The organism is Bradyrhizobium sp. SUTN9-2 (assembly GCF_003122645.1).
Taxonomy (GTDB): Bacteria; Pseudomonadota; Alphaproteobacteria; order Rhizobiales; family Xanthobacteraceae; genus Bradyrhizobium; species Bradyrhizobium yuanmingense.
On sequence record NZ_LAXE01000001.1, the window covers coordinates 994,864 to 1,010,835 of the forward strand.

Here is a 15,972-nt window from a genome sequence, read left to right on the forward strand (position 1 = left end):
GTCGGGATGCCGTAGTCATAGGGTGGGTTAGCCTCGCGGCTGCGCGAAGCGCAGGCGCCAGGCGTAACCCACCATGCCTCCGCGATTGCCGAACGAAGTAGGTGGGTTACGCCTTCGGCTAACCCACCTACGAGATCACCCCACCAGCTTCCGCAGCTCCGCCTTCGCCACCTTCTCCAGCGTCGAGCGCGGCATGTCGTCGACGAGCCTGATCTCGCGCGGCAGCTTGAAGTCGGCAAGACTCCTGCGGCAGGCTTCCATCACGCGATCATGCAAGTCGGGCGCAGCGCCTGCGACGCCGCCCTGCGGGATGATGAAGACCACCGGCACCTCGTCCAGCATCGGATGCTTCTTCGCCACCACCGCGGCCTCGCGCACGCCCGGCACGAGCGCGATCACCTGCTCGATCTCGGAGGCCGCAACGTTCTCGCCGCCGACCTTCAGCATGTCCTTGGCGCGGTCGCCGAACTTGATGAAGCCGTTCTCCAATCGCTCGACGCGGTCGCCGGTGAGGAAGAAGCCGTGCTCGTCAAAACTCTCGCGCGTCGCCTTCTCGTTGTGCAGGTACTCGGCGAACAGCGACAGGCCGGGGATGCCTCTGATCGCGAGATTGCCGGTGTCGCCGACCTCCGTCGGCCGTCCGTCGTCGTCGGTGATGCGGATCTGATATTCGGGCGCGGCGCGACCGATCGACATCGGGATGTTGGGCTGATCCACCTCGCCGACGATGCCGTGGGTGATGGTCTCGGTCATGCCCCACCAGCCGATCATCTTGACGCCGAAGGCGGCAAAGGCCGGCGGCTCGTTGATGGCGGTGCCCCACAGGCGGAACTTGTGGTCTTTCGGGATATCCTGCTCGAGCAGCGCCTTCATGCAGAACGGGATCGTCGAGGTCCAGGTCGCGCCGTGCTCGCGCGCGACGCTCCAGAACCGGCTGGCGGAGAAACGCGGCTGGATCACGCAAGTGGCGCCGACCCACAGCGCCGCCAGCATGGAATAGGCCAGCGCATTGGTGTGGAACAGCGGCAGGTACGCCTGGTGCACGTCGCCGGCGTGAAGGTCCTCATGCGCGGCGTTGATCTTGGCGCCCCACAGCGCGTTGGCATGGGTCCACAGCACCGCCTTCGGCCGCGACGTCGTGCCCGAGGTGTATTGCACGCTGCATGGCGCGAGCGGATCGGTCGCGCGCTGGGGACGATCGGCACTGTCGGCGAACAGCGATTCGAAGCTGTCGCCGCGCGAGACGCCGCGCGCAGGCGCCGCGCCCGCATCGTGCGAGGTCACCGCCAGCCAGCTTATGTTGTTGCAGTTCTGCGCGACGGCTTCCGCATAGGCCGGCTGCGTGATCGCGGCGACCGCGCCGCAATGATCGGCGAAATACGCGATCTCGGCCGGCGCCGAACGCGTGTTGGTGGTGACCGCGATGGCCCCGAGCTCGACGCAGGCGAACCAGGCCAGCATCGCCTCGATGCAATTGTCGAGATGAATGAGCACATATTGGCCCGGCTTGACACCGCGCCTGGCGAGGCCGGCCGCGAGCGCGCCGACGCGCTCATGAAACTCGCCGTAGCTCCAGCGCCGCGCCGGCGCGTCGAACGGCGCCCAGATCAGGAACGGATGATCACGCCGGACCTCGGCGCGCAGCTTGAGCAGCCAGGGCACGTCGAGCCCGTCGAACGGGCCCACGATTCCAGCTGTGGTCTGTTGAACTGGCATGGCTCCTCCCGGTGCAGCCGCATCTTGCCGGCGGCTGTCTTTTGATGATTGCGTCTTCCTGCCATTGGACGACGCGTGAAGCAAATCCCGGGAGAGGGCCGAGCTCTCTCCTGCGTCATTGCGAGGAGTTCTTGCGACGAAGCAATCCAGACTGGTTCCGCGGAGGATTCTGGACTGCTTCGCGGAGCCTGTCATCGGGCCGCGCTTTGCGCGGACCCGGTGGTTCGCAATGACGTTTTCGGGGCGGGCAGCGTGGCCCTATCAGCCGGCGTCCCCGTACGACGAGATCTCGATCAAACTGCCATCGGGATCCCGGCAATAGACCGAGCGCAACGTGCCGCGGGCGCCTTGCCTCGGGCCCGGACCTTCCTCGATCGCGACGCCATGTGCCCGCAAATGCGCGACCACCTCGTCCGGCGTGGCCGAGGTGAGAAAGCACAAATCTTCGCTGCCCACCGTGGGATGGTTCGCGGTGAACCACTCCACCTTGTCGGCATCGCGTTGCCGGACGTTGATCCTCTGGTTACCGAATTCAAGGAAAGTCCGCGGCGCTTTGCCGCCGCCGGGATCGAACACCTTGACTTCCATGCCGAGAATCTTGCCGTACCACGCAGCACTTGCCGCGACGTCGCTGACATTGATCACGAGATGATCCAGGGCATGAACCTTGACCGGCATGTCTCATCCTTTCGTCGTGATGTGCCCCGCGCACTTTCCGCACGCGGCAAGCTTTGTTACAACCGCAGCGACGCGGCTTTCAAGCCATCCGACTTCAAGAACAACACTGGGAGAACCCTTGAGATGATCACTCGCCGTACCGCGCTGGGCCTGCTCGCCGCCAGTCCGCTTGCAGCCACCCCGCTGTCGAAGGCCCTTGCCGCCGATTATCCGGCCCGTCCGGTGAAATGGGTGGTGGGCTATCCGCCGGGCGGCGCCACGGACATCCTGGCACGGCTGATCGGCCAGCGCCTGTCGGAAAAGCTCGGCCAGCAATTCGTGGTCGAGAACAAGCCCGGCGCCGGGAACAACATCGCGACCGAATCGGTCATCAATGCCGAGCCCGACGGCTACACGCTGCAGCTGGTCAACCCGGCCAACTACATCAACGCCTCGCTCTACAAGAATCTCAAGTTTAACTTCGTGAACGATATCGCGCCGGTCGCCTCGTTCCAGCGCGTGCCGAACGTGATGACCGTCAACAAGGACGTGCCGGCCAAGAACGTCGCCGAGTTCATCGAGTATGTGAAGGCCAATCCCGGCAAGGTGAACATGGCCTCGTCCGGCAACGGCACCTCGGTGCATCTGTCCGGCGAGATGTTCATGGCCATGACCGGCTGCAAGATGCAGCACGTGCCCTATCGCGGCGCCGCGCCCGCGATCACCGACATGCTCGCCGGCCAGGTGCAGGTGATCTTCGACAACATGCCCTCGATCATTCAGCACATCCGCTCCGGCAGCCTGCGCGCGATCGGCGTCACCACCACGGAACGCTCGCCGCAGCTGCCCGACGTGCAGCCGATCGCCGACACCGTCAAGGGCTATGAGGCGAGCGCGTTGTTCGGCATGGGCGCGCCGAAGAACACGCCGAAGGAAATCATCGCCAAGCTCAACGCCGAGGTCAACGCGGTGCTCAAGGAGCCCGACATGGCCAAGCGCCTGGTCGAGCTCGGCGGCGAGCCGCGGGTGCAGACGCCCGAGGCGTTCGGCGAGGAGATCAAGGCCGAGACCGAGAAGTGGAAGAAGGTCGTCGACTTCGCCGGCCTGAAGGTCGAGTAGAAAATTCGTTATGACGAGGAAGAGAGCCCTGCCGTTCGGCAGGGCTTTTTTCTTGGCTGCATTGCCAGCAACCCGATCACGCTCTCGTGCGGATCCGCGTCTGCGCCTTCCGGCTTGACGTTGTCGCGCTCGCGTCTATACTAAACCACATGGTTAAGTATCAGGACGAGACGCTGGACCGGACTTTTGCGGCGCTGTCAGACCCGACGCGTCGTGCCTTGCTGGCGCGCCTCGGCGAGCAGGACGGCCTGTCGGTGAGCGAGCTGGCGGCCCCGTTTGCGGTATCGCTGCCGGCGATCATGAAGCATCTCGACGTGCTCACCGATGCCGGGCTGATCGTGCGCGAGAAGACCGGGCGCACGGTCGCCTGCCGGCTGACCGCGCAGCCGATGGAGCAGGCGATGAACTGGCTCAATCGCTATGCGCAGTTCTGGTCCCACAATCTTGATCGCCTTGCCGCCTTCGTGGAGGAAGAGACATGGCCAACGCAGCCGCCAACACCGCCGAACGCCCGGCAGAACGACCAAGCCTCACGCTCACGCGCCGGCTCCGCGCGCCGCCGCAAAAGGTCTACGCCGCCTGGACGCAAGCCGCGCAGCTAGCGCAATGGTTCGGGCCGCCAAACATGAAGCCGGCGACGCTTCAAGCCGAGCTCGACGTTCGCGTTGGCGGCCGGTTTCGCATCAGCTTCACCGGCGACGACGGCGAATATTTCGAGGCCGGCGGCTGCTATCGCGAGGTGGTGCCGAGCGAGCTTCTCGTCTTCACCTGGGCCTGGCACTCGACGCCGGAGCGTGAATCGCTGGTGACGATCTCGCTGAAGCCGGACGCTGCCGGCACCTTGATGATCTTTCAACACGCCCAGTTCTTCGACGAGACCGCGCGCGACAACCACCAGCGCGGCTGGAGCTCGATTTTCGACAAGCTCGATGCTTTCGTCGCCTGATCCCCAAGGAGAACGCCATGCAGCAACATCAGATCGTTTCGCGCGAGCAATGGATCGTCGCGCGCAAGGCCCTTCTGGCCCACGAGAAGGAATTGACCCAGGCTCGCGAACGGCTTGCCGACGAGCGCCGCCGGCTCCCCTGGGTCAAGGTCGACAAGGCGTACGAATTCGAAGGGGCGAACGGCATTGTGTCCCTGGGCGATCTGTTCAAGGGCCGGCCGCAGCTGATCGTGCAGCACGTGATGTTCGCACCCGATTGGGACGCGGCCTGCAAGAGCTGTTCGTTCTGGGCCGATGGGTTCGAGCGCATGGTGCCGCATTTGGCCGCGCGCGACACCGCTATGGTTGCGGTCTCGCTGGCGCCAAGCGCAAAGCTCGAAGCCTTCAAGAAACGGATGGGCTGGACCTTCGACTGGGTTTCGTCAGGCCACAACGACTTCAACCGCGATTACGGCGTGACGTTCTCACAGGAAGAGGTCGCGACCGGCAAGCCGATGTACAATTTCGGGACCACGCCGTTCTACGGCCCCGAGCTGCCCGGCATCAGCGTGTTCTTCCGCGACGAGGCCGGCGCGATCTTCCACACCTATTCCTGCTTCGCCCGCGGCCTCGACATGATGAACGCCGCTTATCAATATCTCGATCTCACCCCGCTCGGCCGTCACGAGGAAGGCCTGCCCTATCCGATGGACTGGGTCCGCCTGCGCGACCAGTACGAGCCGCAGCCGGCGAAGGGTGCGTGCTGCCACGGGTGAGGGGAGCGCTCGACGCACATCAAAGGTGTCATCGCCCGGCTTGACCGGGCGATCCAGTATTCCGAGACGGCAGTGATGAATCGAAAGGCCGCGGCATACTGGATTCCCCGCCTTCGCGGGGAATGACAGCTACGGGTGAGGTGCAGGGTGTGCCTTGCCCCGATAGCTACCGCTTCGCCTCCGCCTGCTCCGCCGCGTTGCACGAGATCAGCATCGTGTAAGGCCGGGCGTTGGTGGCGATGTCGGTGGTCTTGAGCTCGCTCTTTGGCTCGGCGGTCTGATAGGGCACGATCGAATTGTCGAGGAAATCGCGCAGCACTCCGGTCTTGATGGCGAAATTGATGTTTTCAGGGATGTTGCCGGTCGCCACCGCGATCCGCAAGGCTGGAATCTTGCCCGTGACCACGCCCACGACCTGACCCGTGTTGTCGAACAGCGGCCCGCCGCTATTGCCTGGCTGCACAGGTGCGCTGATCTGCAGGAAGCGCGAGTCGTTGCGCATGCCGCTGAGCGAGCTCACGATGCCGGTGGTCACGCTGAAGTCCGAGGTCAGGATGCCGTGATAGGGAAAGCCGATCGCGATCACGGAATCGCCGGAGCGGATCGAGCGGTCGCGGATCCGGGCAAAATCCTTGAAGGTCGTCGTCGACGGCGCCTGCAACAGGGCGAGGTCGTTGTTGGCATCGCTCGAGACGACGCGCAGCACCATTGCGGCTTCGCCGGTGAGATTGCCCCTGACGTCGCCGACGCAGCCGTCGATCACATGATGGTTGGTGACGACGTGCCCGCTCGCGCTGACGACGAAGCCGCTGCCGCTCCTGGCTCGGGCGGGTTTGCCGCCGGCCGGCGCTGCCGTCTGCTTCTCCGCCGTCGCCGCCGGCTTGGCCGCACCCTTGGTGAAATCGCCGGCCTTGCTGAGCCCGTCTGCCTTCACCCGCGTGACGCAGTTCGCCAGCGCCGCGATAAGGGGGGCCGTCGACGTCAGCACAAATTGGAGTGGCTTGCTCCCGTTGGTCGTGATCACCATCAGGCTTGCCTTCTGGAAGGTGCGAGCGACGTTGGGGGGCAGCATGGTCGTCACCATATTGGTGGTGCCGGCGGTCGCAAACAACCTCGCCTGCTCCTGGCCGTCGAAGATGAAGTCGATGGGCGCGGTATCGCCCTTGTTGAAGCGAAAGCTGGGGCTGGCAAAGCTCAGCAGCCAGGAGCCGGCCGCATTCTGCGCGACGAAGAGACTCACGCCGTTGGCGTAAGGTGCGGTCGCCGCGCAATGGGAGAACGCGCCCGTCTCGTCATTGCTGAATGCGCCGCCTGCCCAGTTGCCGACCTTGACGGTGCCGAACGGCCCCGCCGCGTTCGCCCCGAACACACTCATCTGCAACACGAACGCAACGACCAACGACCTCAACCACATACCCCAGCCCCCGGCAAACGCACTCGCATCCATCTTATCCGCGAGGGCAGGTGAGGCGCAACCGTCAGTTGTCCGCACCAGTCGGTTCGGCTGACCGCAACAATTTGGGCTTGCATTTACTTTGCAGTGCCATATACTTTGCAATACAAAGTAACGGGACCGGTGTCCCGCGAAAGTCGGGGTGGAACGAGGTTTTGGCGTTGCCCATGCGCGATCTCGACAAGGCGCTGGCCGACATCGTGACGATCCGCAGCCAGATCGCGGCAGGTACCGCCTTCCGCGGTTACGGCCCGGCGACGATGGCGGCGACCGGTGCTGTTGCGCTCATCACCGCCGTCCTGCAATTCTGGTTGTTGGATGATCCCACCGGCGAGCCGCTCGTTTTCTTCATCGGCTGGTTCATCGCCGCCGCGCTGTCTGGATTGATCATCGGCATCGAGATGCGCGCCCGGTCGCGGCGCCATCACTCCGGCCTCGCCGACGCGATGATCCACCAGGCGGTCGAGCAGTTCCTGCCGGCGGGCGTTGCCGGCGTTCTGCTCGCGGTGGTGATGTGGAAGTTCGCGAGCGAGACGCTGTGGCTGCTGCCGGGCCTGTGGCAGATCCTGGTGTCGCTCGGCATCTTTGCCTCGGTCCGCTCGCTGCCGCGCACGGTGGCGCTCGCCGGCGCCTGGTATTTCGTGTCCGGCTTCGCGGTCGTGGTGCTCGCGAGCCGAACCCACACGCTGTCGCCATGGACCATGGGCCTACCTTTCCTGATCGGCCAATCGCTGATGGCGGCCATTCTGCATTTCGCGTCCGGAGACAACGATGTCGAAGACTGACAGCGCGCCCTTCTCCTATGAAGGCCTCGACCGCGTGATCCACGAGAAGGCGAGGCTCGGGCTTCTGACCTCGCTGATGGCGCATCCCAAGGGGCTGGCGTTCGGCGATCTCAAGCAGCTCTGCGGCCTCACCGACGGCAATCTCAGCCGGCACCTTGCCGTGCTGCAGGAAGCCGGACTGGTCGAGGTGACCAAGGGCTACGAGGGCAATCGCCCGCACACCACCTGCCGCCTCACCAAGGCCGGCCGCCGCCGCTTCCTCGACTATCTCGCCGTGCTCGAGCGGCTGGTGCGCGACGCGGCGAAGGCCGCTGGCCGCGAAGCGCCGCCGCTCGGCCGTCTCGGCATCGCCTCGACCTGATCTCCCCTTTTTTGACCGGAGACTTTGCAATGCAAAGTGACATCACGTCCCGCAACGAGAAGCTTCATGTCGGCATCATCATGGACGGCAACGGCCGATGGGCGACGCGGCGCGGCCTGTCGCGCGTGCGCGGCCACGAGGCCGGCGTCGAGACCATCCGCCGCATCGTCGAGGCCGCGCCCAAGCAGGGCATCGGCACGCTGACGCTTTACGCCTTCTCCACCGACAATTGGCGGCGGCCGAAGGCCGAGGTCGCGGCGCTGATGACCCTGCTGCGCTTCTACCTCGCGAACGAAGTGCAGAGCCTCGTCAAGAACGGCGTGCGCCTCTCCGTCATCGGCCGCCGCGATCGCCTGCCCGACGGCATCGCCGCCGCGATCGCGCGCGCCGAGGCGGCCACCGCCGATGGCCGCGCGCTGCATGTGCGCATCGCCGTCGATTATTCCGCGCGCGACGCCATCCTCAATGCCGCGGCCAAGGCGGCCGCGCTGACCAGCCTGACGCGTGAAGCCTTCTCGCAGCTCGTCACGGGCGAGGCTGGCCTTCGCGACGTCGACCTCATCATCCGCACCTCCGGCGAGAAGCGGCTGTCGGACTTCCTGCTTTGGGAAGGCGCCTATGCCGAGCTGTACTTCACCGAGCGGATGTGGCCCGAATTCGACGCGGGCGATCTTGCCGAGGCGCTCGCCGCCTTCCATGGCCGCGAGCGCCGCTTCGGCGGGCTGCAAGCCATTATGCCCGGAGAGGCGCCCTCGCTCTCGCAGGTGTGAGGCGCCTCGGCGCCCGCCGGCTCCCCCACCGATTGCCGCTCGGCACGGATCGTGCTCTAGTCTTCCGGCGTTGTGTACCCCTGCGACGGGAGCGTTCGCACCATGCGCGCAGTCCTCGATTACTGCACCGGCGGAACGGAGCGGCAGCTTGCCGCCGGCACCATCATCGTCGCCGAGGGGGGCACCTCCGGCCATCTCTACGTGCTGATGCAAGGCAGGCTCGAGGTGCTCAAGGGCGAGATGGTGGTCGCCACCGTCACCGAGCCCGGCGCGGTGCTGGGTGAGATGTCCGTGCTGCTGGGCCAGCCGCACACCGCAACGGTACGCGCCTGCTCCGACGCCATCGTCTACGAATTCGAGGATGCCGCCGCGTTCCTCGAGAGGGAGCCGGGCGTGGCGCTGCTGATCGCAAAAATGCTGGCGCAGAGGCTCAACGTCGCCAACACCTACCTCGCCGATCTGAAGCGGCAATATGCCGGCCACGGCACGCATCTGGCCATGGTCGGCGAAGTGCTCCAGAGCATGATCAACCTGCCGCCGGCTGAGGTTTCGCCCGGCTCTGATCGGCAATCCGATCCAAGAATGTGAGCCAGTCGGGCGGCGCCTCGATGGGGGCGGCGGGCCGCCGCAACGGCGCATTCAGGTCGATCCATTGCGCCTCGCCGGCCGCCAGCCAGAACGCCTTGCCGGCATCGAGATCGAGCACGATGTAGGTCGGGGGACGGCCGGGTTGCAGGCCCGTGTTGAAGACCCAGGTCTGGCCCAGCCGGTCGAACCACGATCCATTGCTGATGAAGGGCGATTGATGCACATGGCCCGAGATCACCATCGACGGCTGGTATTGCATGATCCACTGCACCAGCTCGACGTCGCCGAAGAAGCGCTTGCCGCCCCAGCTCGTCGGTGAATCCGCCGGCGGCGCATGATGCGCCCAGATCCAGCGCTGCGGCCTGACGGCTGCGGCATCGCGCAACTGCTCGATGAGGCGTTGCTTGACCTGGGGTCCGTCCCACCATGGGCACACCGTGAACAGGGTATCGCCGACCGTCAGGCCGTCGCCGTCGCAGGCGATGCCGAGCTCGCGCACCTCCGAGATCCAGCGCGAAATCTTCTCACCTTCGGCGTTGCGCTCGTCGAGATCGTGATTGCCGGAGCAGAGGATCACGCGGGTCGTCGCGGCCAGCAGCGCGAGATACTTCTTCACCACCACGATCTGGGCGCGGAAATCCACTATCGAGCCAATGTCGAGCGCGTCGCCGGCGAAGATCACGAGGTCGAATTGCGGCGCCGCGCTGACCAGCCAGTCGAGCTGCGGCAGCGAATAGTGCAGGTCGGCCACGACCAGGCAGCGCATGGAAAATCCGACGGCGAGAGATCAAAATGTCAGGGAATTCCAAAAACGGTATAAAGCAAGAAGCAGACCAGCCCGGCCGCCCCTTTGCATCAATCCAATGAGCGACAGCATGCTGCGTCCCGTCGCAGAGCGCAAGGGGCGGCAATGCGGGGGCTGGACCGGATCGCCGAATTCTGGTGTCGTGGCCTGCCCTCAACACCCGTGTTCACATGACCCCCTTCAAGACCATTCGCGCCCGCGCCGAGAAGCGCAAGGGCGGGCCCAAGGCGCTGGACAAGTTGATGCCGGCCAAGCCGGACCTCAAGCAGCTCGCCAAGCTCGGCGACGATCGTATCCTCGCCGAAATGACCAAGCGGGTGTTCTGCGCCGGCTTTGCCTGGAGCGTGATCGACTCCAAATGGGACGGCTTCGAACAGGCCTTCCTGCATTTCCAGCCCGCCAAGCTCACGTTCCAGCCCGAAGACTATTGGGAAGGCCTGCTGCGCGACGCGCGCATCGTGCGCAACGGTGCCAAGATCATGTCGGTGCGCGACAACGCCGCCTTCGTGCAGGAGATCGCGAAGGAGCACGGCAGCTTCGGCAAGTTTCTGACGAAATGGCCGTCCTCCGACGAGATCGGCCTGCTCGACCTCCTCAACAAGCGCGGCAGCCGGCTGGGCGGCAACACCGGCCAGATGCTGCTCCGCTTCGTCGGCTGGGACGGCTTCGTGACGTCGAAGGACGTCGTGGCCTGCCTGCGCGCTGCCGGTCTCGACATCGCCGAGGAGGTCAAGTCGAAGGGCGATCTCGCCAAGGTGCAGGCGCAGTTCAACGCCTGGGCCGAGGAGTCCGGCCTGCCGTACACATATCTGTCACGCATCTGCGCGCTGTCGGTCGGCGAGAACAGCAGCGAGTAGCGCGTCGATCGATAGATCGTGTGCATCCTGTGGCGATCCTGTGCCGCGAACGCGGCCGATGAAACCCCGCGATCACGAAATACATTTCGCAGGAACATTTGTCCGCAGCACCTGTTCGGGACTCTGAGCCAAGCGCATAAGGGCGCAGGGAATGCTCGCTCCCGCCTGGCTCGATGAAACCGGATACAACAACGGAGCAGCTCATGAAGCTCACATCTGAACAGGTGAAGCAGACCGTCAACCAGCTCGGCGCCCAGGTGCTGCCCGACGAACATCCGGCGATGCCGCAGCTCAACAGCATGTTCGGCGAGCACACCTTCTTCGTCGACGAGATGGGCCTCAAGGTGCTCGAGCCGACGGGATCGCTCGGCAGCGACCGCCAGAGCGGCGAAGTCGTCAGCCTCGCTGATTGGGGCGATTCCGACCTGACGCGCCTGATGGCGCATGAGCCCGAACCGACCGGCGTGATCGTGGTGTTCGAGCATGTGAGGCATTGAGCAGCCCGACGGGACGTTTTGGAGACACGTGCGCCACGGCACTCCCGTGGCGCGCGCGGCTTTGGCGTGACTGGTGACGTGGTGATCAGCTCCGCCGTCTTGCGAACGGTCTGGTGCCGGTCGCATTATCTGCCGCGAATGCTCTGTGCGTAGCGCCACATTTCTCCGCGACAGGCCGGAAACAGCGCAACGATCGTGAGCGAAACCGCATATGAAAGGCAGAAGCAGGCTGCCAATTCCGGGATCCCTCCGATCGAACGCGCCAGCAGCCAGCGATGCAGCAGAGACACCGTCACCACGGAAGCGAGGGCTCCGGCGAGATGTGGCCCGACCACTTCCATGAGGTCTCGATGACGCACCGGGCCGCGTCGCCCAATCAGCCACCACAGGATGGGCGTGCGCACGCACTCGCTGATCGAGTATGCGCTGGCGACGCCGACTGGTCCGAACGGCAGCCCGCATATGAAAGCGAGAATCGATGTTGAGACATTGAACAGGCCCCAGCGCATGTATTCCTTGGTGCGGCCCTGGCTGAGGAAAAGCCAGTTGGCGGGGCTGTTGCTGGTCTGCAGCAGACCGGCGATGCTGAGGGCGACGAAGATCGGCGCAGCCTCGCTCCATTGGTCGCCGAGCAGGGTTTCGACCAGCGTATCGGCGGTCGCGATCATGAAGCCGACGCCAGGCAACACGAGCAGGAGCGCCGGCAGCACCGCGCGACGGAACGAATCCCGATAGCGCTCCGGCTCCTTCAGCAGGCCCGACAGCGTCGGCAGCATGATTCGCACCATCGGATTGCTGACTTGCTGAAGCGGAAACAGCAGCAACCGGTAGGCGCGGTTATACGCGCCAAGCGAGGCAGCCCCCCAGACCTTGCCGATCAACACCCCGTCGGTATTGCGGGACAGGAATTCGGCAAGATTGTAGCCGGTCACGCCGAGCCCGAAGTTCAGCATGTCGCGTGCAGCCTTGATCGAGCCGGGCCTCGACGGCAACCATCCCGAACTCAGCCACGCGCCGCTCGCGAGCACCAGACCTGATGTCAGGCTGCCGGCGAGAATGGCCCAATAGCTGTGATAGACGTACGCGACCGCGGCAGAGGTCAGTAATCCAGTCAGTGCGGCCGCGGACTCCAGGCCTGCCAGCGTCCAGAATCTCATCTGTCGCGTCAGCAACGACAAATGCTGGACGTCAGCGCCGCTGAGCAGCAACGTGACGCTCATACCGGATGTCAGTGGGGCGAGATTTGGCGCGCTGTAGAACCTGGCGACGAGCGGCGATAGCGCCACCTGTGTGGCCGCCAGTAGCGCGCCGACCGAGAGGTTCACCCAGAACAGCGCACTCAGCTCGTTGTGCGTCAACTCGTCCTTCTGCACGGTCGCGTGTCCAAGACCGAGATCCTGGAACAGCACCGCGAAGGCGAGCACCGGCGAAGCCATTGCATAAGTACCAAAGTCGACTGGCGTCAGTAGGCGCGAGAGCAGGATCACAGATCCGGTCTGCGTCGCTACACGCACGACCTGAGTGACGATCGCAGCGAGCGCACCTTTCCGTACGTTCCGGGACTGCTCGTCCTCGGACAAGCGCATGTTGAGTTGAGTCACGATCAGCTCCTCGAGCGGCGAACAACGAAAATTTCAAGCGCAGTTCGAAAGCAAGACGGTGAATCAAACGACAGTTTATCTTTTCGATTTCATGCGATTGGCGCTTCATTCATGTGCGATCAACCGGACGCCCTCATGCGCGGACCACCGCACGAGAGAGACATCGAGGCTATCGCGCGTGAGCAGCGTCGCGAAACGCCGACGACTATCCGTCAGTACGTGTCAATTGAATGGCGCGACCAAACTGCGTTCGCAAAAAACTTTACGTCGATCGCGCTCGAACGAACAGCCAATGGAGTGCATCTTGTTCAGAGCAGCGCGTCGAAATCGAAAAAGAGGCTGGTCTGTCAGCTTCACGTCAGGCAGTGCCTCGAAGATCGACACAGAACCGCTCGCAATAGTGTCAAACCTCTAGTCTTCGCGGTTCTCTTGCAACGTGTTCTTCAACGGGAATTTCGATGACGATCTGAGTTCCCGGACTCGCCTTGCTCTCGAGCAGCAAGCGCCCGTTGAGCGATGAGGTGACGAGATTGAACGCGATGTGCAGTCCCAGACCGGCATTGCCTTTCTCGCGACTTGTCGTGACGAATGGATCGAAGATGTGCGCCTGCAGGTGGTCAGGGATTCCGACGCCTTCATCAGCGCAGACAAGGCGGACTGATCTCGGATTCGGTTGGTTTACCGTGATCACGAACCGGCCGCCTCTCTTGTCAGGATACGCATGCGCTGCAGTGTTGAGGGCGAGATTGCTGATCACCTGAGCAAGCGCTCCGGGATAGCTGTTGAGCTTGATTCCCGCCGGGCAGTGTACCTCCACGGTCAGGGCATGATGCGACAGCAATGGCCCGAGCCGGGACATCAACTCCGATAGCCAATCCCTGAGCTCGAAACTGCGCCGGTCCTCATCGGCTTGATGGACCGCGACCTGCCTGAAGCTGTGCACCATTTCGGATGCGCGGTGCAGATTTTCGAAGGTCAGGTTGAGCCCCTGCTTGAGCCGGTCAATGCCCTTGGTTAGATCGGACCGCCGGACCGATGCTCCGCCCAATGCATCACTCATCGTTTGCAGGTCATCCTGCATGGCCGTTGACGTCGTCAAGGCGAGGCCGAGCGGGGTGCTGACCTCGTGAGCGACACCTGCCACCAATTGCCCGAGCGAGGCGAGCTTTTCCGCCTGCACGAGATGCTCCTGGGTCGCGCGCAGATCGCGCAACGATTTCTCGGAGCGTTCCTTTTCCTGTTGCAGCGCCTCGGATGTCCGGAACTGCTTTCGCGCCCGGTACTCGCGCGCAGCCACCGCGTAGAGCGACAATGCGTAGGCGTTGCCGACGAGAGAATGGTTGATGAAGCTCAGGCCGGTCGGCATTGTCGACGCGAATGTCTCGGCGACCAGCAACGCCACCCACGACAGCAGGCAGAAGATCGCCAGCGAGCCGATCCGCAAGGGCAGCATGGTCGAGACGAACAGTATGATCATCATCATGCCGGGCGCGGCAAAGGTGAAGCCCGAGGGAAGCACGAGATAGATGCTCGGCAGAATGCAGCCCGGGATGACGCAATAGATGAGAAAGATCGTCTCCGCCCATGGCTTCATCCGGCGCCGCGACAGCAGCGCCGTCAGCGGGAGCAGGATGACCACGGCGGTTCCACCGCGGATTGCGAGCGTGGTCGGCACGACTTCGGGGTAGAGCACCCAATCCCAGAGCGTGTAGCTGGCATAGGTGGCGGCGCCAAGCAGCATCGCGATCTGCGTCCATCCGAGACTGCCCCGGACATATTGGTCGACAAACCGGCGTTCCTCGATGCGGTCTTCGAAGCGCAGTCCGAGGCGTATCAATAAGGCAAGCATCCAAACTCAATCGCGAAAAGTCATGTCTGGTGTATCTACGACAGGTTTGGCGCCGCGTCGCGGATAAAGATGCCGCGTTCACCGAAGGGGCCTCAAGCCGCGTTCAGATGCCCAGCGTCAGCTGCGGCTCCGACTCGCCGGCGGGGTGGAGCGACGACAACGAGACCCCAAGCAGCCTGACGCGCTTGGGCAGCGGCATCTCGGCTTCGAGCAGGCCGCAGGCCAGCCGCTCCAGATCGTCGCGTCCGGCAACGGACGCCGCGACGGATCGGCTGCGCGTGATGATCTCGAAATCGGCGAACTTGATCTTCAGGGTGACGGTGCGGCCGCGATTGCCCGTCGCCTCGCAATGCCGCCAGACCTTGTCGACGAGCGGCCTTAGCTCGGCGGCAAGCGCGTCGAACGCATCGAGGTCGGTCGAGAACGTGTTCTCCGCGCCGACGGATTTGCGGATCCGGTTGGCGCGGACCGGCCGCTCGTCGACGCCGCGCGATATCCAATAATAATACGCGCCTGACTTGCCGAAATTCGCGTTCATGAACTCCAGGGATTGGTTGCGGATGTCCCGGCCGGTGAACAGGCCGAGCGCGTTCATCTTCGCAGCCGTCGCCGGACCGATGCCGTGGAATTTGCCGACCGGCAGCGGCTCGACGAAGGCCGGCCCCATCTCCGGCGAGATCACGAACTGGCCGTTGGGCTTGCGATGATCGGACGCGAGCTTGGCCAGAAACTTGTTGTAGGAGATGCCCGCCGACGCGGTGAGGCCGGTCTCCGCCTTGATCTTCGCGCGGATCTCGAGCGCGATGTCCCGCGCCAGCGGGATGCCTTGCAGGTTCTCCGTCACGTCGAGATAGGCTTCGTCCAGCGACAGCGGCTCGATGACGGGCGTGTGCTCGGCAAAGATGTCGCGGATTTGCCTGGAGATCGCCTTGTAGACCTCGAAGCGCGGCTTGACGAAGATCAGGTCGGGACATTGCCGCTTCGCCGTCACCGACGGCATGGCCGAGCGAACGCCGAACTTTCGAGCCTCGTAGCTCGCAGCCGCAACGACGCCGCGTTCCGCGGAGCCGCCGACCGCGACCGGCTTGCCGCGCAGCTCCGGATTGTCGCGCTGCTCCACAGAGGCATAGAACGCATCCATGTCGATATGGATGATCTTGCGGACAGGCGAGGGCTCGCCGGTCGTCGGGTCGGATTCGCTCATGGAAAGATG

At 64.1% G+C, this 15,972-nt stretch carries 16 protein-coding genes and 1 pseudogene; 10 read left to right on the top strand and 7 right to left on the bottom strand.

The window, feature by feature from the left end; translation table 11 throughout:
* Window positions 1–135: 135 nt before the first annotated feature.
* Together XF30_RS04690 and XF30_RS04695 are read right to left on the bottom strand one after the other, a co-directional pair.
* Entirely contained in the window at window positions 136–1,716 is a 1,581-nt protein-coding gene (locus tag XF30_RS04690) for an AMP-binding protein (RefSeq protein WP_109142052.1), read from the bottom strand.
* A 261-nt stretch (window positions 1,717–1,977) separates the two neighbouring features.
* A complete protein-coding gene (locus tag XF30_RS04695; protein WP_109142053.1) occupies window positions 1,978–2,394 on the bottom strand; it encodes a VOC family protein in 417 nt (138 codons plus the stop codon).
* 123 nt (window positions 2,395–2,517) lie between these two features.
* Between XF30_RS04695 and XF30_RS04700 the strand changes: the two genes are divergently transcribed.
* The 4 genes and pseudogenes from XF30_RS04700 (at window position 2,518) to XF30_RS04715 (ending at window position 5,193) form a co-directional block, all read left to right on the top strand.
* Complete coding sequence (locus XF30_RS04700; protein ID WP_036002523.1) at window positions 2,518–3,492, top strand: Bug family tripartite tricarboxylate transporter substrate binding protein; 975 nt, start codon at window positions 2,518–2,520, stop codon at window positions 3,490–3,492.
* A 149-nt stretch (window positions 3,493–3,641) separates the two neighbouring features.
* Window positions 3,642–4,094: an ArsR/SmtB family transcription factor gene (locus tag XF30_RS04705; protein ID WP_036002521.1), complete on the top strand. Its 453-nt coding sequence runs from the start codon at window positions 3,642–3,644 to the stop codon at window positions 4,092–4,094.
* Between the two features lie 8 nt (window positions 4,095–4,102).
* A pseudogene (locus XF30_RS04710) lies at window positions 4,103–4,438 on the top strand (SRPBCC family protein); the annotation flags it as partial.
* Window positions 4,439–4,455: 17 nt separating this feature from the next.
* The gene (locus XF30_RS04715) at window positions 4,456–5,193 is read left to right on the top strand and encodes a DUF899 domain-containing protein (RefSeq protein ID WP_109142056.1); all 738 of its coding nucleotides are present in this window, start codon (window positions 4,456–4,458) and stop codon (window positions 5,191–5,193) included.
* A 166-nt stretch (window positions 5,194–5,359) separates the two neighbouring features.
* Here XF30_RS04715 and XF30_RS04720 read toward each other — a convergent pair whose 3' ends face one another.
* A complete protein-coding gene (locus XF30_RS04720; protein ID WP_109142057.1) occupies window positions 5,360–6,607 on the bottom strand; it encodes a S1C family serine protease in 1,248 nt (415 codons plus the stop codon).
* Between the two features lie 206 nt (window positions 6,608–6,813).
* Between XF30_RS04720 and XF30_RS04725 the strand changes: the two genes are divergently transcribed.
* From XF30_RS04725 to XF30_RS04740, 4 genes are all read left to right on the top strand, one after another.
* On the top strand, window positions 6,814–7,431 hold the full coding sequence (locus XF30_RS04725; protein ID WP_036002509.1) for a hypothetical protein: 618 nt from the start codon (window positions 6,814–6,816) through the stop codon (window positions 7,429–7,431).
* Window positions 7,418–7,792 carry a transcriptional regulator gene (locus XF30_RS04730; RefSeq protein ID WP_025033235.1) on the top strand — a complete coding sequence of 125 codons (375 nt, stop codon included), beginning with the start codon at window positions 7,418–7,420 and terminating at the stop codon, window positions 7,790–7,792. The genes XF30_RS04725 and XF30_RS04730 overlap by 14 nt, the downstream gene beginning before the upstream one ends.
* A gap of 29 nt (window positions 7,793–7,821) precedes the next feature.
* Window positions 7,822–8,562, top strand: coding sequence for a di-trans,poly-cis-decaprenylcistransferase (locus XF30_RS04735; RefSeq protein ID WP_036024036.1), 741 nt, complete (start codon window positions 7,822–7,824; stop codon window positions 8,560–8,562).
* Between the two features lie 102 nt (window positions 8,563–8,664).
* On the top strand, window positions 8,665–9,150 hold the full coding sequence (locus XF30_RS04740) for a Crp/Fnr family transcriptional regulator (RefSeq protein ID WP_036002505.1): 486 nt from the start codon (window positions 8,665–8,667) through the stop codon (window positions 9,148–9,150).
* On the opposite strand, the gene XF30_RS04745 is transcribed toward XF30_RS04740, so the two are convergent.
* A complete protein-coding gene (locus XF30_RS04745) occupies window positions 9,089–9,916 on the bottom strand; it encodes a metallophosphoesterase family protein (RefSeq protein WP_109142058.1) in 828 nt (275 codons plus the stop codon). The genes XF30_RS04740 and XF30_RS04745 overlap by 62 nt on opposite strands.
* 209 nt (window positions 9,917–10,125) lie before the next feature.
* Between XF30_RS04745 and XF30_RS04750 the strand changes: the two genes are divergently transcribed.
* The gene (locus XF30_RS04750; protein WP_109142059.1) at window positions 10,126–10,812 is read left to right on the top strand and encodes a DNA-3-methyladenine glycosylase I; all 687 of its coding nucleotides are present in this window, start codon (window positions 10,126–10,128) and stop codon (window positions 10,810–10,812) included.
* Between the two features lie 203 nt (window positions 10,813–11,015).
* Window positions 11,016–11,309, top strand: coding sequence for a hypothetical protein (locus XF30_RS04755; RefSeq protein ID WP_036024052.1), 294 nt, complete (start codon window positions 11,016–11,018; stop codon window positions 11,307–11,309).
* A 125-nt stretch (window positions 11,310–11,434) separates the two neighbouring features.
* Here the strand turns inward: XF30_RS04755 and XF30_RS04760 are convergent, their stop codons facing one another.
* From XF30_RS04760 to dinB, 3 genes are all read right to left on the bottom strand, one after another.
* Entirely contained in the window at window positions 11,435–12,889 is a 1,455-nt protein-coding gene (locus XF30_RS04760; RefSeq protein ID WP_158284328.1) for a lipopolysaccharide biosynthesis protein, read from the bottom strand.
* 424 nt (window positions 12,890–13,313) lie between these two features.
* Entirely contained in the window at window positions 13,314–14,759 is a 1,446-nt protein-coding gene (locus XF30_RS04765) for a sensor histidine kinase (RefSeq protein WP_109142060.1), read from the bottom strand.
* 103 nt (window positions 14,760–14,862) lie between these two features.
* Window positions 14,863–15,963 (bottom strand): DNA polymerase IV, encoded by a 1,101-nt coding sequence (gene dinB, locus XF30_RS04770; RefSeq protein WP_109142061.1) that lies wholly within the window; start codon window positions 15,961–15,963, stop codon window positions 14,863–14,865.
* Window positions 15,964–15,972: the final 9 nt, after the last annotated feature.

Excerpts from the sequence above, each read along its gene's own strand:
- XF30_RS04690 (WP_109142052.1), bottom strand. The coding sequence starts at position 1,716 with ATGCCAGTTCAACAGACCACAGCTGGAATCGTGGGCCCGTTCGACGGG.
- XF30_RS04695 (WP_109142053.1), bottom strand. The coding sequence starts at position 2,394 with ATGCCGGTCAAGGTTCATGCCCTGGATCATCTCGTGATCAATGTCAGC.
- XF30_RS04700 (WP_036002523.1), top strand. The coding sequence starts at position 2,518 with ATGATCACTCGCCGTACCGCGCTGGGCCTGCTCGCCGCCAGTCCGCTT.
- XF30_RS04705 (WP_036002521.1), top strand. The coding sequence starts at position 3,642 with ATGGTTAAGTATCAGGACGAGACGCTGGACCGGACTTTTGCGGCGCTG.
- XF30_RS04715 (WP_109142056.1), top strand. The coding sequence starts at position 4,456 with ATGCAGCAACATCAGATCGTTTCGCGCGAGCAATGGATCGTCGCGCGC.
- XF30_RS04720 (WP_109142057.1), bottom strand. The coding sequence starts at position 6,607 with ATGTGGTTGAGGTCGTTGGTCGTTGCGTTCGTGTTGCAGATGAGTGTG.
- XF30_RS04725 (WP_036002509.1), top strand. The coding sequence starts at position 6,814 with ATGCGCGATCTCGACAAGGCGCTGGCCGACATCGTGACGATCCGCAGC.
- XF30_RS04730 (WP_025033235.1), top strand. The coding sequence starts at position 7,418 with ATGTCGAAGACTGACAGCGCGCCCTTCTCCTATGAAGGCCTCGACCGC.
- XF30_RS04735 (WP_036024036.1), top strand. The coding sequence starts at position 7,822 with ATGCAAAGTGACATCACGTCCCGCAACGAGAAGCTTCATGTCGGCATC.
- XF30_RS04740 (WP_036002505.1), top strand. The coding sequence starts at position 8,665 with ATGCGCGCAGTCCTCGATTACTGCACCGGCGGAACGGAGCGGCAGCTT.
- XF30_RS04745 (WP_109142058.1), bottom strand. The coding sequence starts at position 9,916 with ATGCGCTGCCTGGTCGTGGCCGACCTGCACTATTCGCTGCCGCAGCTC.
- XF30_RS04750 (WP_109142059.1), top strand. The coding sequence starts at position 10,126 with ATGACCCCCTTCAAGACCATTCGCGCCCGCGCCGAGAAGCGCAAGGGC.
- XF30_RS04755 (WP_036024052.1), top strand. The coding sequence starts at position 11,016 with ATGAAGCTCACATCTGAACAGGTGAAGCAGACCGTCAACCAGCTCGGC.
- XF30_RS04765 (WP_109142060.1), bottom strand. The coding sequence starts at position 14,759 with ATGCTTGCCTTATTGATACGCCTCGGACTGCGCTTCGAAGACCGCATC.
- dinB (WP_109142061.1), bottom strand. The coding sequence starts at position 15,963 with ATGAGCGAATCCGACCCGACGACCGGCGAGCCCTCGCCTGTCCGCAAG.